This is a genomic window from Actinokineospora sp. PR83 (assembly GCF_021056305.1).
Lineage (GTDB): Bacteria > Actinomycetota > Actinomycetes > Mycobacteriales > Pseudonocardiaceae > Actinokineospora > Actinokineospora spheciospongiae.
Map to the genome: position 1 here is coordinate 20,267 of NZ_JAJCXD010000024.1, position 21,997 is coordinate 42,263.

Sequence of the window (21,997 nt, forward strand, 5' to 3'; positions counted from 1 at the left end):
CCCAGTCGGTGGATCGCGGGCGCCTGCGGGGGAGACTGGCGGCAGCGGACCGTGGACGGCGGAGGTGGCGTGGTGGGTGCGGAACCCTTGCGGAGGCTGGGCTTCCTGACGATCGGGCTGTTCGACCCGGACGACCCCCGGCCGGGGCACGAGTCCACGTTGGAGGTCATCGAGCTGGGGGAGCGGCTCGGGTTCGACAGCGCGTGGGTGCGCCACCGGCACCTTCAGCACGGCATCTCCTCCCCGGTGGCGCTGCTGGCCGCAGCCACCCAGCGCACCAGCCGGATCGCGCTGGGCACCGCCGTGATCCCGCTGGGCTGGGAGAACCCGATCCGGCTGGCGGAGGACCTGGCGACGGTCGACGTGCTCTCCGGCGGGCGGCTCAACCCGGGCATCAGCGTCGGCCCGCCGATGCACTACGACCGGCTCAAGGATGCGCTCTACCCGGACACCGCCGACGTCGAGGACTTCAGCTACCGCCGCGTGGAGCGGTTGCTGTCGGCGGTGCGCGGGGAGAAGGTGACCGGGTTCAGCGGCACCGAGGGCATCGAGGTGTTCTCCGACCGGGTGGAGCCGCACGCGGCGGGGCTGGCCGAGCGCCTCTGGTACGGCGGCGGCAGCCTGCGCTCGGCGCAGTGGGCCGGTGAGCAGGGGTTGAACTTCCTGACCAGCAACGTGGTCCGCGCGGGGGACACCGAACAGGACTTCGACAGCATCCAGCTCGCGCAGATCCTGCGGTTCCGCGAACACCACCCCCTGGGTGACAGGGCGCGTGTCTCCCAGGGCCTGGTGGTCATCCCGACCGACTCCGCGACCCCGGCGCAGCGGGCGAAGTACGAGGAGTACGTGGCAGGCCGCACCCCGCGCACCGCCGAACCGCAGGGCCCGGCCCGGGTGGTGTTCGCCCCCGACCTGGTCGGCACGTCCGCGCAGATCGCCGAGCGGCTGTCCGAGAACGCGGCGTTCCAGCAGGTCACGGAGGTGGCGTTCGCGCTGCCGTTCACCTTCGAGCACGAGGACTACGTGCAGATCCTCACCGACGTCGCCACCCACCTCGGACCCGCGCTGGGGTGGGAACCGACCGCGTGAGCTACCTCGACCGGGTGCCCAGCGCCCGGAGGCCGCCCATGAACAGGGCCGTGATGATGTCCACCAGCTCCGGGGTGGTGGCCGAGCGGTAGCCGAGGGTCTGGTCCACCAGCACCTCGTTGACCCCGCCGACGAGCACCATCACCCCGGTCTCCAACTGGTGCGGCGCGGGCGTCTCGGCCTCCTCGGGCACCAGGGCGGCGATGTAGCGGACGAACGCGTGCAGCACCTCGCGGCGGCGGGCCTCCAGTTCCGGGCTGACGCCGACGATCTCGATGACCATCACCCTGGCCCGGCGCCGGTCGGCGGACATGGTGTCGATCAGCGCGGTGAGCCCGGCCCGGATCCGGCTCTCGACCTGTTCGCCCGCGGCGGCCACGGCGGTCTCCACGGCCGCCCGCACCAGGGCGGCCTGCTCGTCGAAGACGGCGCGGAGCAACTGCTCGCGCTCGGTGAACGACTCGTAGAAGTAGCGCTGGGTCAGGCCCGCCTCGGCGCACACCTGCTTCACCGAGGAGGCGGCGTAGCCCTCGGTGCCGAACAGCTCCAGGCCCGCGGCCAGCAGCCGGGCCCGCCGCTCGGCCTGGCGCTGGCCCGCGTCCTGGCCGCCGTACCGACGACCGTCGGTGGTGACCCCGGTCACAGGTGTTGCCGTTGCTTGACCATGACCGGAGCTTACTGACATCGTTTCGTGTCAGATGTTGTGACACGAAGGCGTGTCAGATCAGGTGAGGGGACGTGCGGGCATGGCGCAGCAACAACGGAACATGCGGATCTCGGACGAGGACCGGCGCGGCGCGGCCGAGGAACTGCGGGCCGCGCACGCCCAGGGCAGGCTCAGCCTGGCCGAGTACGACACCAGGCTCGACGGCGTGAACCGCGCGACGACCTACGGCGAACTGGCCAAGATCTTCGCCGACCTGCCCGCGGTGTCCCACGCCCGCCCCGAGCGGCGGTCGTCGGTGCCCAAGTGGGTCCGCATCGTCTGGCTGTGGTGGACCGTCACCCTGGTGATCAACCTGGGCGTCTGGGCACTGGTCCGCTTCCAGATGGACGACGACGTCTACTTCTGGCCGGTCTGGCTGCTGATCCCCACCATCGCCATCGCCGCGGTCACCTACCGCGCCACCACCGCGCACGCCGCCAAGCAGGCCCGCCGCACCCCCGCCTGGCGGGGCTGATACCAGGTTTGTGACGACTCGTCGGCTGCCCCTAACGCGCGGCCGTCGTGCGCTGACTCCTCCTGGACACCGCCGTCCGGTGAGGAAGAGGCACGCCAGTGAAGATCGACATTTTCAACGAGATCCAGAACCCCCGCCCCTGGGGCCCGGACCAGGAACAGCGCCGGTTCCGCCAGGCCCTGGCCCAGGCCGAGCTGGCCGACGAGCTGGGCTACGGCTGCTGGTGGCAGGTCGAGCACCACGGGGCCGAGGAGTTCAGCCTGTCGTCGGCGCCGGAGATGGTGCTGGCCGCGATTTCGCAGCGCACCAGCCGGATCCGGCTCGGGCACTCCGCGGTGCTGGCGCCGAGCCGGTTCAACCACCCGATCCGGGTCGCCGAGCGGGCGGCCACGCTCGACCACCTCAGCGGCGGCCGGGTCGAGCTGGGGTTGACCCGGTCCACGGTGCCCGAGTGGCGGCTGTTCAACATCGACTCCGACGACGTGCGCCCGCAGACGCAGGCCGCGTTCGAGATGATCCCGAAGATGTGGACCAGCGACCGCTTCTCCCACGACGGCGACGGTTTCACCATCGAGGACGTGCCGATCCTGCCCAAGCCGTACCAGACCCCGCACCCCCCGCTGTGGCAGGCGGCGGCCAACCCGGCGTCGTTCGAGGAAGCGGGCAGGCGCGGGGTCGGCGTGCTCGGCACGACGATGTGGGAGTCGCTGGAGCGCGCCGAGCGGATGATCGGCCTGTACCGGGCCGCGGCCGAGGCGTGCACCGAGCCCGTTGGCGCGTTCGTCAACAACCAGGTCGGCTTCTTCACCTTCGTGCACTGCGCGGAGACCGACGAGCAGGCCATGCGCAACGGCGCCGCCGCGGCCGCCGCCTGGTACAGCACCCGCGCGCTGACCTTCTTCGAGGCGGCCACCGACTTCCGCCTCGCCATGGAGCGCAACGAGAAGCTGCTCGCCTCCCCCGACGGCGGCGGCGCCGCAGGCGAGTTCCTGCGCGCCGAGGCGGGCGACGCCCCCACCCCCGCGGCCATGCTCATCGGCCGCATCCTCGGCGGCGAGGACGTGCCGGAGGACGAGCTGTTCGAGATCCTCAGCGCGCAGAACTCGCTCATCGTCGGCAGCCCCGAGACCTGCCGCAAGAAGCTGCGCGCCTACGCCGACCTGGGCATCGACCGCCTGCTGTGCCTGCACCAGATGGGCGGCCTCGGCGACGAGGAGGTCACCACCAGCATCCGCCTCACCGGCGAGCTGATCAGCGAGTTCGACACCGACTGAGGCCCTCGGCGGCCTGTCGATCGATCCGAGCCCGGCGCCGAGGCGGGACCCGTGTCCCGCCGGGGCGCCGGGCTCAGTTCCCCACGCCGAGGCCGGACATGAACGCGGTGGGGTAGCGGTCGCCGCGGGCCGCGCCCGGCGGCACCGCCCGCTCGACCTCGGCGAGGTCGTCCGCGGTCAGGTGCAACTCCACCGCGGGCAGTGCCTCGGCCAGGCGTTCGCGGGTGCGGGCGCCGACCAGCGGCACGATGTCCGCGCCCTGGGCGGCCACCCAGGCGATGGCCAACTGCGCGACGGTGCACCCCTTCGCCTCGGCGACCCGGCGCAGCGCCTCCACGAGACCGAGGTTGTGCTCCACGTTCCCCCTGACGAACCGGGGGCCTGCGCTGCGGCTGTCGCCCGGCTCCGCGGAGCGGTCCGCGGTCCAGTGCCCGGAGATGAGACCGCGGCCGAGGACGCCGTAGGCGGTCAGGCCGATGCCGAGTTCCCGCAGCGTGGGCAGGACGTCCGCCTCCACCGCGCGGGACAGCAGCGAGTACTCGATCTGCAGGTCCGCGACCGGGTGCACGGCGTGGGCCCGGCGGATCGTGGTGGCGTCGACCTCGGAGAGGCCGAGGTGCCGCACGTGCCCGGCGTCGATCATCTCCTTGATCGCGCCCACCGTCTCCTCGATCGGCACCGCCGGGTCCAGCCGGGCCGGGCGGTAGGTGTCGACGTGGTCGGTGCCCAGCCGGGTCAGCGAGTGGGCCAGGAAGTTCTTCACCGCCTCGGGGCGGTTGTCCTGCCCGCCGAACTCGGGGCCGGGCCCGCGCAGCGCGCCGAACTTGACGCTCAGCACGTAGCTGTCCCGGTCCCGCCCGCGCAGCGCCTCGGCGAGCAGCAACTCGTTGTGCCCCATGGCGTAGAAGTCGGCGGTGTCGACCAGCGTGACGCCCGCCTCCAGCGCGGCGTGCACGGTGGCGACGGCCTCCGCGCGGTCGGCCGCGCCGTACGCGCCCGACATGGCCATCGCGCCCAGGCCCAGCGCTGAAACGGCGGGCCCGGTCCGGCCCAGGGTTCGTGTCCGCATCGCGTTCTCCTCCGTCGTCGATCTGCCGGTCCCACCCTGCGCCCGCCCGGCGACCCGCACGAGCGGAGCGTTCATCGTGGGAGAGCCGCTCCCTGGCTCGGCCCGCCACCGCGGGGGAGCATGGGGAGGTGCACCGCGACCAGCTCGCCGACTTCCTGCGCCGCCGCCGCGAGGCGATCCGCCCGGCCGAGGTCGGCATCGCCCGCGGGCCCCGCCGCCGCACCACCGGGTTGCGCCGCGAGGAGGTGGCCATGCTCGCGGGCATGTCGGTGGACTACGTGGTGCGCATCGAGCAGGGCCGCAGCAGTCAGCCCTCGCCCCAGCTCCTCGGTGCGCTGGCCCGGGCGCTGCGCCTGTCCGACGACGAACGCGACCACCTGTTCCACCTGGCGGGTCACCGGCCCCCGCCCGCCGACGGGGTGGCCCGCCAGGCCCGCGCGGGTCTGGTGCGCCTGCTCGACCTGCTCGGCGACACCCCGGCCCTGGTGCTGTCCGACCTGGGCGAGGTCCTCGCCCAGAACCGGGCCGCCGTCCTGCTCACCGGCGACCACACCGACCTGACCGGCGACCGGCGCTACGCGGTGTACCGCTGGTTCACCGAGCCCGCCGCCCGCGCGGTCAGCCCGCCCGAGGAGCGGGAGCACCACACCCGCAGGCTCGTGGCCGACCTGCGCGCGGTCGCGGGCCGCCGTTCCGGTGACCCCGTGGTCGCCGGGCTCGTCGACCGGCTGCGGGCGGCGAGCGCCGACTTCCGCGCGCTCTGGGCCGAGCACGAGGTGGCGGTCCGGCGCTCCGACCGCAAGACCCTGCTGCACCCGCGGGTGGGCCGCCTGCTGATGGACTGCGAAACCCTGGTGACCCCCGACCAGGGTCAGGAGCTTCTGGTGCTCACCCCGGCCGACACCGCGACCAGGGAGCGGCTGGACCTGCTGCGGGTGCTCGGCGTCGAGGAGTTCCCCACCGGGGCGGTCGGGCGCGGGTCACCTCCCGACCCGGCTCCGGGCAACTCCTGATCCGCCTGCGCACGCCTCGGGCGCCGTACCCCGGCCGGGTGCGCGTCAGCCCTTGGTCCACACCTCGGCCGTGGTGGCGAAGGCCGAGGAGGTCGGGCGGTCGTCGGGGCCGGTGTGGGTGACGCGGCCGGGGACCGGGGTGCCGCCGATGGTGACCGCCGCCGTGCGCATCGGGGCCAGCAGCAGGGTCAGGCCGTGCGGGACGCCGTCGAGGGGGAAGGCGTCGGTGGTGAACGGGCGGTGGTGCATCGGGTCGGACATGGTGAGGGTGACGTCGGCGGCGTGGGCGGTGACGCCGGTGGCCAGGTCGATGTGGCAGGTGACCGGGGCGGCCTCGACGGTGGGGGTGGGCCAGGGGAGGTGTTCGGTCTCCGGGAAGTGGCGGACGAAGGTGCGCTCCAGCCAGGTCCCCAGGGTCGGGGTGGTGGTCAGGACGCGCACGGCCCCCCTGTGCCACACGACGAGCGCGGTGCCCCGGCCCGCCACCGACCAGTCGACTGACCACAGGGACGCGAAGACCGTCGGTTCCCCGTCCTCGGACAGGGTGACCGCCGGGTTGGCCCCGGCCAGCAGCACGGTCACGACAGGCCCGGCAGCGCCGAGCCAAGCAACGGCACGGCGGCGGCGTACTGCTCGACGAACTCCGCGCCCATGGAGCGCTTGAGGTCGACCATCTTCTTGCCGAGGGACACCCGGGGCCTGCCCGTGTCGTGGAGCCAGCGCATGAGCTCACCGTAGAAGTGGAAGTACAGCCCCGGTCGGCCGCCCTCGTCCTCCGGCAGCGCCGACCAGTGCCGGGCCAGCGGCAGCTCCGGGTGATCAAGCAGCACGCCCAGCGCCAGCAGGGTGTCGTCGCGGGGGTCGGTGTAGGCGATGGTGGACACGTCCGGGCGCGCGAGCAGCGCGGTGAGCTGGCCGACGAACTGCGGCAGCGGGACGATCGGCACGTCCCGGTGGCTCTCCAGGTTGACCCGCAGCAGTTCCGCCGCCCGGGTCGGGTCGACCTCGCCGCCGGTGCGGACGGTGATCGTCGGGTCGTCGTCGATCGTGTCGAACAGCCTGCGCAGGTGTTGGCGGCGCTTGCGCGGCAGGGTGGCCAGCCACGCTTCGCGGTCGCCGACCGCGCGCAGGTGGGCCAGCGGTTCGGTCTTGCGCACGAGCCTGCCGCGCTTCTCCACCAGCGGCAGCGCCTCCTCCGGCACCTGCCGCAGCAGCGCCGCGCACACGCCCGCGCCGAGTTCGCGGCGGATGCCGGGCAGGAACTCCGTGAGCAGCCGGTGCACGCCGCCGTGGCCGTCGTCGGTGTCGAACCACCAGCCGGGCACGGCGCTGGTGCCCGGCGCGCGCACGTCCAGCCCACCCAGCCCACCCGCCCGGCGCGGTCCGACGAACCGGTGGCGGCGGGTGGTCGGCCCGACGAACCCCGACGCCACCACCCCGGTCGGACCGTCGGACCCGTGCAGGACCGTCACCAGTTGCGGCACCCGCGCGGCCCACGCCTGGGCGGTCAGCACCGGCCACGACCAGTCCGCGCGCAGCCCGGCGCGGGCCGTCAGCTCCGGCCAGTAGTCCGGTTCGGCGTCGAACCGGGCGTCGAGGACCTCCACCGCGCTCACCGGCACACCGGCCTGGGCGCGGCGACGGTGTGCAGCGGCCGGTAGGTGAAACCGAGCTGCGCCTTGACCTCCGCCATCCCGCGCCCGGCGGTCACCGCCGGTCGGCCGCGTTCGAGGGCGTAGCGGACCACGCGGGTGAAGCCCTCGTAGTAGAGGTGCTTGCGGCCGCCCTCCTCCGGGGGCAGCGCGGCCCAGTGCTGGTGGAACACCAGGCTCGGGCTGTCGAGTGCGGTGGCGAAGGCGAGCAGGGTGCCCGCGGTGTCGTGGTAGGTCGTGGTGGCCACGTCCGACCGGCGCACCAGTTCGTGCAGGTAAGCCCCGGAAACCCCGCCGCGCCAGTCGAAGCGGGGTTCGCCCAGCCGGGCTCGGTGCCTGCGCAGCAGGTCCGCCAAGACCTCCCCGTCGAGGTCGTCGCGCTCGCCCTCGGTGCGCGCGACGAGGTCCGGGTCGGCGGCGACCTTCTTGATCTGACCGCGCACGCTGCTGCGCCTGCTCTTGGTCAGGCCCCGCAGCCAGCCCTCGAAGTCGGGGAAGGTGTTGTCCAGCACCGAGGTCCCGAGCGTCTCCTTGGCCAGCCGCCCGCGCCCGGCGAGCAGCCCCACCCCGTCCGGTGCGACGTTGCGGTAGACCACGCCCGCGCAGAACGCGCCGAGCCGCCGGGTGATCGCGCGCTCGTAGACGCGCCGGGCGGCGAGCCGGTCGGCCGCGTCCAGCCCGTCGTCGAACACCCAGCTCGGCACGCCGGACAGCCAGGGGAACTGGGTGTCGGCGAGCGTCGGGCCGAGGCGGACCGGGCGCACGACCATGCATCCGAACGCGGCGACGAGCTCGCCCCCGCTGTGCAGCAGGGTCAGCAGGATCGGGCTGGGGGAGTGCGCCGACTCGATGCCGAGCAGGCGGTAGTCCCAGGGCGCGGGCAGGCCGTGGCGCACCCGGAACCCCTCCCACCCCGGCGGTTCCGGGTCGCGGCGGGGGTCGAGCACGGTGGCGGTCAGCGCCCTCGTCGGCGCGGTTGTCGTCATCTGCTCGGACCTCGTCTGCCCAGGAACGGTCGGGGAACGGCGACCGACACCAGCGGTCGGGTGCCGAAGCCCAGCGCGGCCTTGCGGTCGAGCAGGGTGCGGCCCGCGGTCAGCAGCGGGCGGCCCCGGTCGGCGGTGTGCCGCACGGCCCTGGCGCAGGCGTCGACCCACAGGCCGCTGCCGGGGCGGGCGGCGAAGTGCTGCAACGCGGCGCCCTCCTCGTGGTCGAGCAGCACCGAGAACGCGGCCAGCTCGTCGTCTGCGGTGCGGTAGGTGGTGGTGACGACGTCCGGGCGGCGGACCAGCGCGTCCAAGTAGGACGGTGCGATCCGGCTGCGGGTGTCCAGGTGCAGCCCGCCGACCCGCGACCGCTGCCCCTCCCGCCAGGCCCGCGCGTCCTGCCGGGCCCGGTGCTCGTTGAGCAGCGTGGCCAGTTCCCTGGCGTCGAGGTCCGCCCGCGCCGCCGCGGACTCGACCCGCAGGGAGCCCGCGCCCAGCCGGTCGCGCACCGCGTCCGGCAGCCGCCGCTCCCACGCCTCGGCGCTGTCGATGCCGGACAGCACCGCCACCGGGTCGATCTCCCGCGCGACCCGGCCGCGCCCGGACAGCACCGGACCCAGGTCGTGGTCCACCGCGCGGTAGACGACCCCGAGCAGGCCGGGGCCGAGCCGGTCGACCACGGCCCGCTCGAACGCCCGCACCGCCGCCCGCTTGCGCTCGTCGTCCACACCGGGCAGGAACACGCACGCGGAGTGGCCGCTCAGGGCGGGCAGGTAGACCTCCACCCAGCGCGGGGCCAGCCCGCGGTGCGGGGTGTCGGGCGGCGGGGCGTAGGCGCGCTCGCGCACGGTCCGGCACACCATGGCCACGAACGCGCCGACGGTCTCCTCGCCCTCGCGCGCCACGGCCAGGACCGGCGGGTTGCGCGCCAGCCACGCCTCGACGCCCAGCAGCCGGTAGTCCCACACCGGCAGCAGCCGCGCCTTCTTCTGGAACCGCCGCCACCCGGTCGGTTCCGGGTCCGACCGCGGGTCGTGCACCTCGACCGTGGTCACCCTGCGACCGTCCGGACCACCGGGGTCCCGTGCCGCGGGCACCACTCGACGCGGCCGGGCACACCACCGCCGACCAGCGCGTCGACCAGCCGGGGCGACCGCTGTCGGAGCAGGGTGAACGCCAGGCCCGCCCGGGTGCGGCGGGCGTACACGCGGGTCCAGTCCAGGTGCCACAAGCCGCAGTCGCGCAGCACGCCGAGGTAGCCCAGCACCGGGTCGTGCAGGACGCCGTACGGGCCGTTGTCGAGCCGGTCGAGCGCGCGCCGGGGCACCCGGTGGACCCGGTCGCCGCCCGGCACGCGGTCGGTGAACCCGTCGAGCGCCTTGTCCGGTCCGACGGCGACCACCGGGCGCCCGGCGCCGAGCGCCGCGCCGACCTCCGGCAGGGCCGGGTCGTCCGCCTCGGCGTCGACCAGGCAGCCGCGCCAGCCGCGCGGCAGGTCCCAGACCGGGCGGGCGCCGGGGTGCTCCAGCGCGACCAGGAGGCCGTCACCCCCGGTCGGCCGGGCCAGCGGCAGCAGCCCGCCGAGCCCGCGCACCGGGTCGAACCCGGTCGGTCCACCGGCGAGCGGGGCCAGGTCGACCGCCGCGCGCACCAGGTCCTCGGTGGACACCGCGCCCTCGGCCGACCCGCTGCCCAGCCGCGGTTCGGTGCGGCCCCCCAGCGCCCAGCGCTCCCGGTAGAACGGGACCGTGGCGAAAGCCGACCGCACCACTCGCCGGTATGCTGTACGCCAGAGCGCGTCGACACCGGTTTTGACCATGCCGCGCAAGTTATCCCGAGCGATGCCGGTTTTCAAACCCGCCCCCGGAGCAAGGCGATCGTCGTAACGCCGATGCGCTGAATGGCGGCTTTCTCCGCAAAAGCCTACCCCCGTCCAGGACTTGCGGCTTATATCCACACCGCTCCGCCAACGAGTTTCGCCCGCGTTCACCGGGGCGTCGTCCCCGTCCTAGGAACGAGATGCCTGCACCCTCGGCCGTCGCCGCCCTCAGCGTGGTCATCCCCTGTTTCAACGAAGCGGACAACGTCGACCCCTGCTACCGGGAGATCGTCGCCGAACTGGGCGAACACGACCTCGAACTGCTCTTCGTCGACGACGGCAGCACCGACGCCACGCTGGAGCGGGTGCGCGCCCTCGCCGCCGCCGACCCCCGGGTGGGCTACCTGTCGTTCACCCGCAATTTCGGGTTCGAGGCCGCCTTCTCCGCCGGTTACCGGTACGCGGGCAAGCCCTGGGTGCTGCACATCGACGCCGATCAGCAGTTCCCCGCCGCCGAGGCGCGGAAATTGATCGCGGCCGCCGAAGCGGGCAACGACGCCGTGTTCGGCGTCCGGACGAATCGGCAGGACCCGCTGGTCCGCCGCTGGGGTACCGCCCTGTTCCACTTCCTCGGCAGGCGGGTCCTGCGGATGGAACTGCCGCGGGGGGCGACCGCTTTCCGGCTGGTGCGCGCCGACCTCGCCCGCACCATCGTCGACCTCCGGCTGGGCACCCCGCACTTCTTCGCCACGGTCCCGCGGCTGACCGACCGCTACACCGTGGTCCAGGTGGAACACCGGCCGCGGGTGCGCGGGGTGTCCAAGGTGAACCTGGGCTTCCTCACCGGGCACGCCATCGAGCTGTTCGTCGGGCACACCCGCAGGCTGCTGACCATCGCGGCCACCGCGGCCGTGCTCGGCGGGATCGCCGCGGTGGCGCTGACCGTCGCCGTCCTCGCCGGTGCGGTCCCGGGTTCCGGCGCGCTGGCCGGTCTGACCGCCCTGATGGCCTGCGCGCTGCCGGTGCTCGCCCTGGTCGTGCGCTACCTCGGTGTGATCGGCGCGGCCCAGCCGCGCCCGCGCCTGTACTACGTCCGCGAGTCCAGCCTGGCGGTCGACCCCGCCGAGCTGCTCTGCGCCCCGCCCGCGGTGCCGCCCTCGACCAGGGGGGAACCGCGGTCCGACCCCGCACTGGAGGCCACCCGATGAAGTCCCTGGTGATCCTGGGCGGCGCCGACGGCGCCGTCGGCACCTACCACCGCGCCCGCGAGCTGGGCTACCGCACGATCTGCGTCGACTTCCGCGCCGCCGCGCCCGCTGTCGCCGTCGCCGACGAGTTCGTCCAGGTCAGCGTGCGCGCCCCGGAGCAGATCACGGCTGCCCTGGCCGGGCGCGAGGACATCGTGGGCGTGCTGTGCCCGGCCAGCGACGTCGGCTTGGCCACCCAGGCGGCGCTGATCGAGCACTGGGACCTGGCCCGCCGATTACCCGACGCCGCGGTGTCCGCGTCGATGGACAAGTCGGTCTTCCGCTTCCTCTGCGACTCCCTCGACCTGCCCAGCTACGCCAGCGTGGCGGGCTCCCCCGGGCCCGAACTGGCCACCGCCGCCCGCAGGCTGCGGTTCCCGGCGCTGGTCAAGCCGGTCGACTCCTCGGGCAGCCGCGGCGTCGTCGCCTGCGCCACCCCCGGTCGGCTCGCCGAGGCGTTCACCGAGGCCATCGCGTTCTCCCCGTCCGGGCGGGTGGTCGTGGAGGAGTTCCTCGACGGCACCCACCTGACCGTCGAGGCGCTGGTCGTCGACGGGGAGATCGCCTTCCACGCCGTCACCTCGCGCACCGTGACCCCGCCGCCGTTCTTCGTCACCACCGCGCACGTGATGCCCGCCGACCTGCCCGAGCACACCGACGCGCACCTGGTCGACATGCTCACCCGGATCAGCGCCGAACTCGGCTACACCCACGGCCCGCTGACCCTCGACGCCGTCCTCGGCCGCGACGGCGAGCTGTACCTGATCGAGATGGCCGCCCGCCTCGGCGGCAACGGCCTGTCCGAGCTGGTGCAGGCCGCCACCGGGGTCGACCTGGTCGGCGCGATGATCGACCTGGCCACCGGCGGCACCCCGGTGCTCACCCCGGCGCCGATCCGCCCCAGCCTGGTGCACATGCTGGCCTCCGACCGGGCGGGCCACCTCGTCCGCGTCGAGGGCGTCGCCGCCGTCGCCGAGATGCCCGAGGTCGTGCGGCTCTACCTGTTCGCCGAGGAGGGCACGCACGTGCACGCCTACGAGCAGGCCGGGTACAAGCTCGGCTACCTGGTGCTCAGCGCCGACACCCCGTGGGAGCTGTGGCAGGCCGAGGGCGCAGCGCGGGCCGGTCTGCGCTTCGTCCTCGACGCCCCCGACATGGCCGTCCCCCTTCCGTGACCCACACTTCCCGCTTGGAGCAAGGCATGTACGTCCTGGGCATCAGCCGGGTGCACGACTCGGCGGCGGCGCTCGTCCGCGACGGCGAGATCATCGCCTTCGCCGAGGAGGAGCGCTTCACCCGCGTCAAGCACGACGGCGGCTTCCCCACCGAGGCCATCCGGTTCTGCCTGGACCGCGCGGGCATCACCCTCGGCGACGTCGACCACGTCGCCTACTACTGGCAGCGCTGGAAGGAGCCCATCCACGCCGCCAAGGTCTTCGCCCGCTACTTCCCCGGCACCCTGGCCGTGTTCCGCAACGAGACCGGCGACGCGCACAAGGCCGCGAGCATGGTCGACACCCTGCGCACCGGCGGCGGCAAGGGCCCCGACGACTACCACGTGGGCGGCGCCGTCCTGGCCCACGTCAAGCGCTCCTACACCCTCGGCCGCGACGTCCGCGAGGCCCTGGGGTACACCGGCGAGACCAAGTTCAAGGTCCACCTGATCGACCACCACCGCTCGCACGCGGCCAGCGCCTACTACATCAGCCCGTTCGACGAGTCGGCCGTGCTCACCTTCGACGGCATCGGCAGCGACGGCACCAGCACCCTGTTCGCCCACGGCCGCGGCGACCGCATGGTCGACCTGCGCCGGATCAAGTTCCCGCACTCCCTCGGCGCCATGTACGCGGGCGTCACCGGCTACCTGGGCTTCTACCCGACCATGGACGAGGGCAAGGTCATGGGCCTGGCCCCCTTCGGCCGCGACACCTACGTGGAGCAGTTCAAGGACCTGGTGCACCTCGACCCCGACGGCGGGTTCGAGCTGAACCTGGAGTGGTTCCGCCACCACACCACCGGCAAGCACCTGATGTCGCAGAAGTTCACCGACACCTTCGGCCCCGCCCGCGAGCGCACCAAGGTCTCCGCGGCCAACCCGGTGCCGCAGCACTACATGGACATCGCCTACGCCCTCCAGGTCACCCTGGAGGAGGCGGGCCTGCACATCGCCCGCTGGCTGCAACGCGAAACCGGCTCCACGCGCCTGTGCGTCGCGGGCGGTGTCGCCCTCAACAGCGTCATGAACGGCCGCCTGCTGCTGGAGACCGACTTCGAGGAGTTCTTCGCCCAGCCCGCCGCCGCCGACGACGGCTGCGCGGTCGGCGCGGCCCTGGAGGTCACCGTCGGCAAGCACCGCCTGCCCCGCCCGCGCACCGGCTACACCTACACCGGCCCGGACTACACCGAGGCCGAGATGGAACAGGCCCTGCAGGACGCGGGCGTGGAGTACACCCGGGTCGACGACATCGCCGCGCACACCGCCGCCCGCATCGCCGACGGCATGATCGTCGGCTGGGTCCAGGGCCGGATGGAGTGCGGCCCGCGCGCCCTGGGCAACCGCTCCCTGGTCGCCGACCCGCGCCTGGCGGAGTCCAAGGAGCGGATGAACGAGAAGGTCAAGCACCGCGAGCCGTTCCGCCCCTTCGCCCCGAGCTGCCTGGCGGAGAAGGCGGGGGAGTGGTTCGCCAGCGGTTATCCTTCCCCGGTGATGCTGCTGGTCTTCGACGTGCTGGAGCACCAGCGCGCCGCCGTCCCGGCCATCACCCACGTGGACGGCACCGCCAGGGTGCAGACGGTCAGCGAGACCGACAACCCGCTGTACTGGCGCATGATCAGCGAGTTCGAGAAGCTCACCGGCGTCCCGATGGTCGTCAACACCTCGTTCAACGACAACAACGAACCCATCGTCGCCAGCCCCGCCGACGCCATCGCCTGCTACCTCAAGACCGATGTCGACGCGCTGGCGCTGGGCCCGTTCTGGGTGGAGAAGCAGCGCATGGAGACCGAGTGACCGCCGTCCGACCCGCAGCCCCGCCCGAGACCCGGCCCAACTGGGTGCGCGCGCTGTACGAGCGCAGGCGCTGGCTGTGGGTCGTCCCGGTGGTGCCCGCCGCCGTGGTCGCGCTGCTGGTGATGGTCGTCCTGCCGCCGGACCAGACCCTGGACAACCTGGGCGAGTTCGTGCTCAAGCTGGTCCCGTTCGGCTGCGCGGTGGCGGCGGTGGCGCTGATGCCGCGCTGGAAGGCCGCCCCCTGGCTGTTCCTGCTCGCCGTGTTCGTCTACATGGGATACCTGGACACGGAACTGGTGCTGCGCATCCAGGAGTACGGCCGCACAGCGCTGACCGACGAGGGCACCTTCGCCCCCATCTACCAGTTCGAGCTGTTCATCACCACGTTCATCGTCCTGTTCGCCCTGATGGCCTACCGGCTCGGCGGCGCCCGCACGGCGAACGTGCTCAAGACGGGCCTGGCGGCCATCCTGGTCGTCATCTCCGGCCTCAACGACCTCACCTTCTGGGCGGTCAACGACGTCTGGGCGGCGGGGGAGAAGCCCGAGGCGCTGCACTGGGCCTCGCACATGATCGTCTTCACCGGCGGCCCGCCCAGCGTGCCGACGGCGGTGGTGTTCATGGTCATCCACCTGGTCCTGGCCGGGGTGGTCGCCGCGCTGCCGCTCGGGAAGTGGGTCGACCGCAAGCTGGCCGCCTGATCAGCCGCCCAGCTTCGCCGCCATGGCCGCGACGAGGCGATCGGTGTCCGCCGCTGTGGTGGGGCGCCTGCCGTGGAACGAGACGACGGAGAGGACGTCGCCGCGCACCACGAAGACCTCGCGGGAGTACAGGGTCAGGTAGGCGCCGCCGTAGGTGACCTCAGCCGCCCACGGGGTGCCGCCGAGGACCCGGACCCCGATGTCGAGGGTGATGTCCCCGGCGGAGACCGAGTAGCGGGCGCAGCGGGCGTAGAGGTCGGCGATGGCGGCCAGCGACCGGTCGGCGGCGGCCGGGTAGCGGAAGACCCACTGGCTGATCGTGGTGTTGCCCGGGCCACCGAACTGCACCTCGGCCCGGGCGACGGGACGCTGGGGGCCGACGTCGGCGTTGTCCTGGGTGCACTCCGGCCTGGCCGTGGTCAGCTCGCTCTTCGGCGCGGGCGGCGCCGCGGTGAAGCCCGGGGGCAGGTCCGCGGCGGTGAGCAGCAGCGTCGCCAGGTCCACCGGGGGTGCCGTTGTCGTCGGGGCGGGCGGGGTGCTCGGCGTGGCGGCCCGCACCGCGGCCTCCCCGAACGGCAGGAGCCGCAGCAGCGAGAGGAACTCGGTGGTGGCGGCGGTGAACTGCTCGGTGACCGGGTTGGGGTCGCCCGAGGGTGCGGCGAAGACGCGCGTGCACTCCCGCGCACCCCGCAGGGAGGCGTCGAGCCCGGTGTCCCAGTGCTCCCGCGCCACGGGCACCGGCGGCCCGGGGAACCGCCGGGCGTCGGCGATCCGGTCGCCCAACTCCGCGCACCGCGCCACCTGGGCGGGCCGGTCACCCGCCGCCATGCCCAGGAACGCCCGCCCCTGGGCCTGCACGACGTCGTTGAGCAGGACCTGGCCACCGCCCTGCGCCCACAGGGCCATCGCGGCGACCGGGTCGAGCTGCCGGGGGGCCGGGGGCTCGGTCGGCAGCAGCGCCACCGCCGACGGCGCGGGTGGCTGCGGCACCAGCACCGCTACCGTGAGCACCACCACGGGCACCAGCGCGACCCGCGTCACCGGCCGGGCGGGCGCTCCCCGCGGCGGCACCGCCCGCCGGGCGGGCGTTCGTCGCCGCAGCAGCACTGCGAGCCGGGCAAGTACCCGCCGCATCGGTGCCTCCTGCTGGGTGTGCGCTCCCCGTGGCGGCTCAGCCTGCTGGGCAGGTGCTTCCCGCTGCGGCGGCCCTGCTGGCCGAGCGGGCGCTCCTCGCCGCAGCAGCACCGCGAGCCGGGCAAGCACCCGCCACATCGATCCCTCCTGCTGGGCGGTCGTCCCCTGCCACGGCTCAGCCTGCTGGGCGGACGTTTCCCGTCGCGGCGGCTCTGCTGGCTGGGCGGGCGTTCGTCGCCGCAGCAGCACCGCGAGCCGGGCAAGCACCCGCCGCACCGATCCCTCCTGCTGGGCGGTCGTCCCCTGCCACGGCTCAGCCTGCTGGGCGGTCACTTGCCGCCGCGGCAGCGCCGCCGCGAGCACCGCCGCGACGACGGCGGTGAACGGCAGCACGTGCCACGGCTGCCTGGCCACGACCGCGTCCACGCCACCCCCGGACCAGTGCGCCACCCAGATCGCCACGCCCCCGGCCACCCCGGTCAGCCACGCCGCCACCAGCGCCGCGACCACCCCGGCCCGCCGCGCCGCACCGGCCACCACCACCTGCACCGCCACCACGGCCACGACCTGCCACGCGGTGCGCACCAGCGCACCCTCCGGCGTCCCCAAGCCACCCAGCCCGGCGAGGACGACCGCGACCACCGCCCCGACCGCCCCGACTCCACCCGCGGTGAAGGCGGCCCGCGGCGGCCGGGCCAGCAGCGCCGGGACCAGCCACACCAGCGCCAGCGCGGCGGTCGCCGAGAACCGGTCACCGGGCCCGGTGTACGCCAGGAACACCAGCCGCACCACGACCGAATCCGCGCCGCCGCCCGCCAGCCCGTCGAGCCGGTCGAGCGCGGGGGAGAACACGGTGCTCCAGGCACCCGCGTACCCGTGCGCGGTGAGCAGCCACCCCAGGCAGCTCCAGCACACGACCAGCACGGCCGCCGCCACCCCCGCCACACCCCACCCGCCGCTCGGCCGCCCACTTCCCAGCCACCCGCCGCCCGGCCTGCCACCGCCCACTCGCCCGCCGCGCAACCGTTCGTCGAGCAGCCGGTCGCCGAGCAGCACCGCGCACCACCCGGCCCACCCGCACACCAGGGCCGCCACCACCGCGCCCACTGCCAGCAGCCCCCAGGTGATCGGGGACAACTGCGGGCCCCGCTCGTCCAGCACGACGGTCGGCACCAGCAGCGTGCCCAGCGCCAGCCCGAGCCCGAGACCAGCCCCCGGCCGCAGGAACACCCCGGACCGGCCCCCGCCCGCCCGCCGGTACGCCGCACCGCGCCACGCGGCCAGGCAGACGAGCACCGCCACCCCCACCGACCAGCACACCCGCACGACGTGCGGCCCGGCCGTGTCCGAGCGCACCCACAGCCCGGACAGGCCGAACTCGGCGGTACCCGTCAGCACCTGCCAGGTCACCGCGCCCAGGAAGAACGGCCAGAACCCCGGGCGCAGCAGCACCCGCGGATCACCGGTCGCGGCGAGCCGGGCCGCGCGGCTCGGGTGGGCGGTCAACCGCGGCGCCCGCACCTCCGGCAGCGTCCGGTACGGGTCGGCGTCCCCGGTCCAGCGCACCACCAGCGCGTCGGCGTGGAACTCGCGGGCGCGCAGCACCGAGGTCCGGGCCGCGTAGGCGAGCGCCAGCAACACCGGGAACCACAGCACCAACGTCACGGTCGACGCGACCCAGCCCAGCCCGCCGTACACCGCCCTGCCCACGCCCCACAGGTACGGCAGGACCGCCACCACCAGCACGGCCCGCCACACGGCGATGGTCGCGTAGGTCATCGGCACGTCGCGGTGCCGCAGGTGGGCGAGCTCGTGCAGCACCACCGCGTCGAACGCGGGCCGGTCCCGACCGTGCAGCAGCACCAACCCCACGTCCAGGGCCACCACCGGCCGCCGGTGGGTGCCGAACGCGACCCCACCCGCCCTCGGACTGCCCGGGTCCAGCCGGAACTCCGGCACCGCCCCCAACCCGGCCCGCCGGGTCAACTCCACCAGCGACGGCTCCACCCGCGCCCACAGCGCGGGCACCGCCCGCAACTCCACCAGCCTCCCGCGCCGAATCCGCCACCACGGCTGCACCTGGTAGATCACCCAGGAGACGAGGGCGAGCAGCACCAGGCCACCCGCCAGCCACAGCAGTTGCCCACCACGCAGGGCATTGAGGCAGTCGTAGTAGCCCTGCCACTTGCGCCCGTCCGGGTCCGGCGCCCCCGAGGTAGCGGGGTAGAGGTCGTGCAACACCAGGCACCGGGCCCTGGCCAGCCCGCGCCCCGCGAACACGGTCTCGGACAGGGAATCCGCGACGAACAGGGTGATCGCCACGGCAACGCCGATCAACGTCACGAACCGGAAGGCGGTCCCCGCGGGCACCGCACCCGCCGGGCTGCCCGCCCCCACCGCACCCGCCGGCCTGCTTGCCCGCGCCGCGCCTGCCGCACCCGGCGGTTCCGCCGGGCTGCCCACACCCGCCGCACCTGCCGAACTGACCTCGCCCGCCGCAGGCGCCGTGTCGGCGCTGACCGTGTCGGCGGGGCGGTCCGCGGGCGGGTCAGGCGGGGTCGGGGTCACGGCTCAGTTCGGCGATCACCGCGTCGGCGATTCTCGACGCTTCCTCGGGGGAGCGGCCCAGCTCCAGGGCCCGGGCCTCGACCACCCGCCGGACCGCGTCGGTCTCGTCCGCGCCTCGGCGGAAGACCTTGCGGATGAGCTTGCCGCCGCCCTTGACCAGGGATTCGCCCGCCTTGTCCAGCAGGTGCTGGTAGACCGAGGCGCCCACCGCCAAGGCCACCGGCGTCACCATGGTCACCACGGTGCCGATGCCCGATCCCAGCACGGGTGCCCGCGGCCCGTCCTCGGCCAGGACCCGTTCGGGGTTGCGCAGGAACTCCTGCCCCACGACGTCCACCACGGCCGACTCGTCCGGTGCGAGGTCGGCGACCACCGCCCTGGCGATCCCCACCACGAACTCGTCGTACTCCGCGCTGCGACCCACGGTGACCTCCCAGCTCCGAGACGGGACATCATCGCGTGTCCCCGTGCCGAGATCATCCCGCCAAAGCGGTGATCCCGGGTCCGCTTCCGGGCGGGAGCCCGGGGGCGCGCGGGTCATTGCCCCGAACGGCGCTCCGGCAGTAGCCTACCGGCCAGTAGGTTTCTGTACCTCGACGAGGAGGACGACCCATGCGCAGGTACGACGCGCTCGTCGTGGGCGCCGGGTTCGGTGGGCTGGGCGCCGCGATCGAGCTCAAGCGGCTCGGCTACGACGACATCCTGGTCGTCGACCGCGAGGACGACCTCGGGGGCACCTGGCACGTCAACCGCTACCCGGGCCTGGCCGTCGACATCGCCTCGGTGACCTACTCGTACTCCTTCGCCCCCAACCCGTACTGGTCGCACGTGTTCGCCAGGGGCGCGGAGCTCAAGCGCTACGCCGAGCACGTCGCCGACACCTACGACCTGCGCAGGCACCTGCGGTTCCGCACTTCGGTCGAGGGCGCGCGGTGGGACGACACCGCCAAGCACTGGGTGGTCCGCTTCGCGGGCGGTGAGACCGTGCACGCCCGCTACCTGCTGACCGCGACCGGGTTCCTGTCCCAGCCGAAGAAGCCCGACATCCCGGGTGTGGACGACTTCGCGGGCACCGTCCTGCACAGCGCCGCCTGGGACGACGGCGTCGACCTCACCGGCCGCCGCGTCGCCGTCATCGGCACCGGGGCGACCGCCGTGCAGCTCATCCCGCGGCTCGCCCGCGCGGCGGCGGACCTGACCGTCTACCAGCGCACCCCGATCTGGGTCACGCCCAAGGTCGACGGCCGCATCCCCGGGCCGGTGCAGCGCCTGTTCGCCCGCTTCCCGGCCACCCAGCGCGCGGTCCGGGCGATCAACTCGGCGGTCCTGGAACTGATCATGGTCGTCGGCGTGCTCAACTACCGCCGCGCCCGCCTGGCCAACAAGGGCGCCGAGTTGCTCGCCCTCGCCCACCTGCGCCGCCAGGTGCGCGACCCGAAGACCCGCGCCGCGCTCACCCCCGGCTACTCCTTCGGCTGCAAGCGCCCCACGTTCTCCAACGACTACTACCCGACGTTCAACCGCCCGAACGTCCACCTGGAGACGACCCCGATCGACCACATCGCCGCCGACGGCATCGTCACCGCCGACGGCCGCAAGACCGAGATCGACACCCTGGTCCTGGCGACCGGATTCGACCTGTGGGACGCCAACTTCCCGGCCATCGAGCTGATCGGCCGCGAGGGCCGCGACCTGGGCGCGTGGTGGCGCGAGACCCGGTTCCAGGCCTACTGCGGCGTCACCGTGCCCCGCTTCCCGAACCTGATCAGCCTCAACAGCCCGTACTCCTACAACGGCCTGTCCTACTTCTGGACCATCGAGGCCCAGATGAAGCACATGAACCGCCTGTTCACCGAGGTGCAGCGGCGCGGCGCCACGACCTTCGAGGTCACCGACGCGGCCAACGACGCCTTCCTGGACCGGATGACCGACAAGCTCCAGGACTCGGTCTTCTACGTCGGCAACTGCGCCCCCGCCCGCAGCTACTACTTCAACCACCACGGCGAAGCGGCCCTGCTGCGCCCCACCTCCACCCGCAACGGCCTGCACGAGGCCGCGAACTTCCCGCTGGAGTCCTACACCTACGCCTGATCAGTCCACTGCGGACCGATCAGGGCGCCGGGCAGTTCGACGCGGTGGGCATCGGCAGGGCGGGGTCGAACGACGCCGCCTCCACGTCGTCCGGGGTGCCGGTGGCGGTCGAGCGCTCGCTGAACGTGGGGGCGAGCACACCCCGGTCGAAGGCGGAGCAGTTGATCGAGTACGCGTACCTGTTCCACCCCTGCGCCCAGAGCCCGGTGAAGTCGGTGCTGAAGTGGGCCGCGTCGCGCACCACGCAGTCGGCGTCGACGCGCAGGACGGTGACGAGGTCCATCGGCCCGGTGATCGTCCGGGGGTCGTCCGGGGCGAACGCGTAGGCGAAGGCGTACTTCGTGTGCACCGTCAGCTCACCGAGCGCGCCCCCCGTCACGGTCATGGTCCCGCTGACCTTCGGCGGCACGTCGAGCAGGCGGTGCTCCGGGGAGAGGTTGGTGCGCAGCCCGCCGCTCACCCGCAGGTACTCGCGCCCCCTTCGGGGCGAACATCGCCATGTACCCGTCGAGACCGCGCCCGTGCGTCACCTCCCCGTCGAGGTGCGCCGCGACCACGGCCCGGTACACCAACCCGGTCGCGGCGGACACCTGCTCGGCGGTGAATCCGCCCACCGGGGCCGCCGCGGGCACCACGACCCCCGCCGCCCCGTCCACCCACCCGGCGGCGGGCGTGCCCGCGAACGGCTGTGCCAGGTCCACCCGCCGCACCTCGACCCGCGTGGTGCTCGTCGGGACCGCCACGCCCGGCGCGATCGCTCCCCGGTCGACCGAGTCCAACGCCACGCCTCCTGCCACGGCCAGCCCGAGCACAGCCACCCCGGCGACGACCTTGCGCCGGTGCGCGGCCCAGAACGCCGACCGCCACCGGGGCCGCTTGGGTGGCCGCGTCCTGCGGGCGGCCTCCCGCGCCAATCGATCCCACTCCGGACCCCGCAGGTCGGGGTGGTCGAAGATGTCGTCCGCCACGGCAGCCCTCAGGCTCGTCGTTCGCCGAACGATAACCCGTGGGGTGCAACGGTTCCCCGTCGGATTCGCTGGAATCGGCCACCATTCGGAGCGCCGGTCGGAGAATGGCGAACCGGGTCCGGGAAAACGGTGTCGGGCGGTCGGATCCCGCCCGCGCGGTCGCTGTCCGTGGCATCCTGGGTGCACCGGGCAACG

General features: G+C 73.8%; 20 protein-coding genes. 9 read left to right on the forward strand and 11 right to left on the reverse strand.

Annotation, left to right across the window (positions count from 1 at the left end):
* The first annotated feature begins 72 nt into the window (after nucleotides 1-72).
* Complete coding sequence (locus L6E12_RS07580; protein ID WP_236227163.1) at nucleotides 73-1,089, forward strand: LLM class flavin-dependent oxidoreductase; 1,017 nt, start codon at nucleotides 73-75, stop codon at nucleotides 1,087-1,089.
* A 1-nt stretch (nucleotide 1,090) separates the two neighbouring features.
* On the opposite strand, the gene L6E12_RS07585 is transcribed toward L6E12_RS07580, so the two are convergent.
* Nucleotides 1,091-1,732: a TetR/AcrR family transcriptional regulator gene (locus tag L6E12_RS07585; protein WP_236227164.1), complete on the reverse strand. Its 642-nt coding sequence runs from the start codon at nucleotides 1,730-1,732 to the stop codon at nucleotides 1,091-1,093.
* Between the two features lie 124 nt (nucleotides 1,733-1,856).
* On the opposite strand from L6E12_RS07585, the gene L6E12_RS07590 reads away from it, so the two are divergent.
* Nucleotides 1,857-2,270, forward strand: a complete 414-nt coding sequence (locus tag L6E12_RS07590) for a DUF1707 domain-containing protein (RefSeq protein WP_236227165.1) — start codon at nucleotides 1,857-1,859, stop codon at nucleotides 2,268-2,270.
* A 98-nt stretch (nucleotides 2,271-2,368) separates the two neighbouring features.
* Complete coding sequence (locus L6E12_RS07595) at nucleotides 2,369-3,544, forward strand: LLM class flavin-dependent oxidoreductase (protein WP_236227166.1); 1,176 nt, start codon at nucleotides 2,369-2,371, stop codon at nucleotides 3,542-3,544.
* A gap of 73 nt (nucleotides 3,545-3,617) precedes the next feature.
* On the opposite strand, the gene L6E12_RS07600 is transcribed toward L6E12_RS07595, so the two are convergent.
* Nucleotides 3,618-4,613 (reverse strand): aldo/keto reductase, encoded by a 996-nt coding sequence (locus L6E12_RS07600; protein ID WP_236227167.1) that lies wholly within the window; start codon nucleotides 4,611-4,613, stop codon nucleotides 3,618-3,620.
* Nucleotides 4,614-4,741: 128 nt separating this feature from the next.
* On the opposite strand from L6E12_RS07600, the gene L6E12_RS07605 reads away from it, so the two are divergent.
* On the forward strand, nucleotides 4,742-5,626 hold the full coding sequence (locus L6E12_RS07605) for a helix-turn-helix transcriptional regulator (RefSeq protein WP_236227168.1): 885 nt from the start codon (nucleotides 4,742-4,744) through the stop codon (nucleotides 5,624-5,626).
* A gap of 45 nt (nucleotides 5,627-5,671) precedes the next feature.
* Here L6E12_RS07605 and L6E12_RS07610 read toward each other — a convergent pair whose 3' ends face one another.
* The 5 genes from L6E12_RS07610 to L6E12_RS07630 are packed head-to-tail and all read right to left on the reverse strand — an operon-like array spanning nucleotide 5,672 to nucleotide 10,083.
* Nucleotides 5,672-6,208 carry a hypothetical protein gene (locus L6E12_RS07610; protein WP_236227169.1) on the reverse strand — a complete coding sequence of 179 codons (537 nt, stop codon included), beginning with the start codon at nucleotides 6,206-6,208 and terminating at the stop codon, nucleotides 5,672-5,674.
* Nucleotides 6,205-7,242, reverse strand: a complete 1,038-nt coding sequence (locus tag L6E12_RS07615) for a GNAT family N-acetyltransferase (RefSeq protein ID WP_236227170.1) — start codon at nucleotides 7,240-7,242, stop codon at nucleotides 6,205-6,207. The genes L6E12_RS07610 and L6E12_RS07615 overlap by 4 nt, the downstream gene beginning before the upstream one ends.
* Entirely contained in the window at nucleotides 7,239-8,264 is a 1,026-nt protein-coding gene (locus L6E12_RS07620) for a GNAT family N-acetyltransferase (RefSeq protein WP_236227171.1), read from the reverse strand. The genes L6E12_RS07615 and L6E12_RS07620 overlap by 4 nt, the downstream gene beginning before the upstream one ends.
* Nucleotides 8,261-9,319 (reverse strand): hypothetical protein, encoded by a 1,059-nt coding sequence (locus L6E12_RS07625; RefSeq protein WP_236227172.1) that lies wholly within the window; start codon nucleotides 9,317-9,319, stop codon nucleotides 8,261-8,263. The genes L6E12_RS07620 and L6E12_RS07625 overlap by 4 nt, the downstream gene beginning before the upstream one ends.
* The gene (locus L6E12_RS07630; protein WP_236227173.1) at nucleotides 9,316-10,083 is read right to left on the reverse strand and encodes a hypothetical protein; all 768 of its coding nucleotides are present in this window, start codon (nucleotides 10,081-10,083) and stop codon (nucleotides 9,316-9,318) included. The genes L6E12_RS07625 and L6E12_RS07630 overlap by 4 nt, the downstream gene beginning before the upstream one ends.
* A gap of 200 nt (nucleotides 10,084-10,283) precedes the next feature.
* On the opposite strand from L6E12_RS07630, the gene L6E12_RS07635 reads away from it, so the two are divergent.
* From L6E12_RS07635 to L6E12_RS07650, 4 genes are read left to right on the forward strand one after another with little or no spacing between them, the layout of a single operon-like run.
* Complete coding sequence (locus L6E12_RS07635) at nucleotides 10,284-11,291, forward strand: glycosyltransferase family 2 protein (RefSeq protein ID WP_236227174.1); 1,008 nt, start codon at nucleotides 10,284-10,286, stop codon at nucleotides 11,289-11,291.
* Complete coding sequence (locus L6E12_RS07640) at nucleotides 11,288-12,505, forward strand: ATP-grasp domain-containing protein (RefSeq protein WP_236227175.1); 1,218 nt, start codon at nucleotides 11,288-11,290, stop codon at nucleotides 12,503-12,505. Before L6E12_RS07635 ends, L6E12_RS07640 begins: the two co-directional genes overlap by 4 nt.
* A 26-nt stretch (nucleotides 12,506-12,531) precedes the next feature.
* Nucleotides 12,532-14,340: a carbamoyltransferase C-terminal domain-containing protein gene (locus L6E12_RS07645; RefSeq protein WP_236227425.1), complete on the forward strand. Its 1,809-nt coding sequence runs from the start codon at nucleotides 12,532-12,534 to the stop codon at nucleotides 14,338-14,340.
* On the forward strand, nucleotides 14,337-15,041 hold the full coding sequence (locus L6E12_RS07650; RefSeq protein ID WP_236227176.1) for a hypothetical protein: 705 nt from the start codon (nucleotides 14,337-14,339) through the stop codon (nucleotides 15,039-15,041). The genes L6E12_RS07645 and L6E12_RS07650 overlap by 4 nt, the downstream gene beginning before the upstream one ends.
* Here the strand turns inward: L6E12_RS07650 and L6E12_RS07655 are convergent, their stop codons facing one another.
* Nucleotides 15,042-18,743, reverse strand: a complete 3,702-nt coding sequence (locus L6E12_RS07655) for a M48 family metalloprotease (protein ID WP_236227177.1) — start codon at nucleotides 18,741-18,743, stop codon at nucleotides 15,042-15,044.
* On the reverse strand, nucleotides 18,724-19,167 hold the full coding sequence (locus L6E12_RS07660; protein WP_236227178.1) for a hypothetical protein: 444 nt from the start codon (nucleotides 19,165-19,167) through the stop codon (nucleotides 18,724-18,726). The genes L6E12_RS07655 and L6E12_RS07660 overlap by 20 nt, the downstream gene beginning before the upstream one ends.
* 188 nt (nucleotides 19,168-19,355) lie before the next feature.
* Between L6E12_RS07660 and L6E12_RS07665 the strand changes: the two genes are divergently transcribed.
* Nucleotides 19,356-20,834: an NAD(P)/FAD-dependent oxidoreductase gene (locus L6E12_RS07665; protein ID WP_236227179.1), complete on the forward strand. Its 1,479-nt coding sequence runs from the start codon at nucleotides 19,356-19,358 to the stop codon at nucleotides 20,832-20,834.
* A 19-nt stretch (nucleotides 20,835-20,853) separates the two neighbouring features.
* On the opposite strand, the gene L6E12_RS07670 is transcribed toward L6E12_RS07665, so the two are convergent.
* Both L6E12_RS07670 and L6E12_RS35325 read right to left on the reverse strand, forming a co-directional pair.
* The gene (locus L6E12_RS07670; protein ID WP_236227180.1) at nucleotides 20,854-21,219 is read right to left on the reverse strand and encodes a hypothetical protein; all 366 of its coding nucleotides are present in this window, start codon (nucleotides 21,217-21,219) and stop codon (nucleotides 20,854-20,856) included.
* Nucleotides 21,191-21,802 carry a hypothetical protein gene (locus tag L6E12_RS35325; RefSeq protein WP_236227181.1) on the reverse strand — a complete coding sequence of 204 codons (612 nt, stop codon included), beginning with the start codon at nucleotides 21,800-21,802 and terminating at the stop codon, nucleotides 21,191-21,193. Before L6E12_RS35325 ends, L6E12_RS07670 begins: the two co-directional genes overlap by 29 nt.
* Between the last annotated feature and the right edge of the window lie 195 nt (nucleotides 21,803-21,997).

What these genes read in the sequence shown, in the direction of transcription:
- L6E12_RS07630 (WP_236227173.1), bottom strand. Translation starts at nt 10,083, where the DNA reads ATGGTCAAAACCGGTGTCGACGCGCTCTGGCGTACAGCATACCGGCGA.
- L6E12_RS07640 (WP_236227175.1), top strand. Translation starts at nt 11,288, where the DNA reads ATGAAGTCCCTGGTGATCCTGGGCGGCGCCGACGGCGCCGTCGGCACC.
- L6E12_RS07600 (WP_236227167.1), bottom strand. Translation starts at nt 4,613, where the DNA reads ATGCGGACACGAACCCTGGGCCGGACCGGGCCCGCCGTTTCAGCGCTG.
- L6E12_RS07620 (WP_236227171.1), bottom strand. Translation starts at nt 8,264, where the DNA reads ATGACGACAACCGCGCCGACGAGGGCGCTGACCGCCACCGTGCTCGAC.
- L6E12_RS07665 (WP_236227179.1), top strand. Translation starts at nt 19,356, where the DNA reads ATGCGCAGGTACGACGCGCTCGTCGTGGGCGCCGGGTTCGGTGGGCTG.
- L6E12_RS07635 (WP_236227174.1), top strand. Translation starts at nt 10,284, where the DNA reads ATGCCTGCACCCTCGGCCGTCGCCGCCCTCAGCGTGGTCATCCCCTGT.
- L6E12_RS07590 (WP_236227165.1), top strand. Translation starts at nt 1,857, where the DNA reads ATGCGGATCTCGGACGAGGACCGGCGCGGCGCGGCCGAGGAACTGCGG.
- L6E12_RS07670 (WP_236227180.1), bottom strand. Translation starts at nt 21,219, where the DNA reads ATGACCGTGACGGGGGGCGCGCTCGGTGAGCTGACGGTGCACACGAAG.
- L6E12_RS07645 (WP_236227425.1), top strand. Translation starts at nt 12,532, where the DNA reads ATGTACGTCCTGGGCATCAGCCGGGTGCACGACTCGGCGGCGGCGCTC.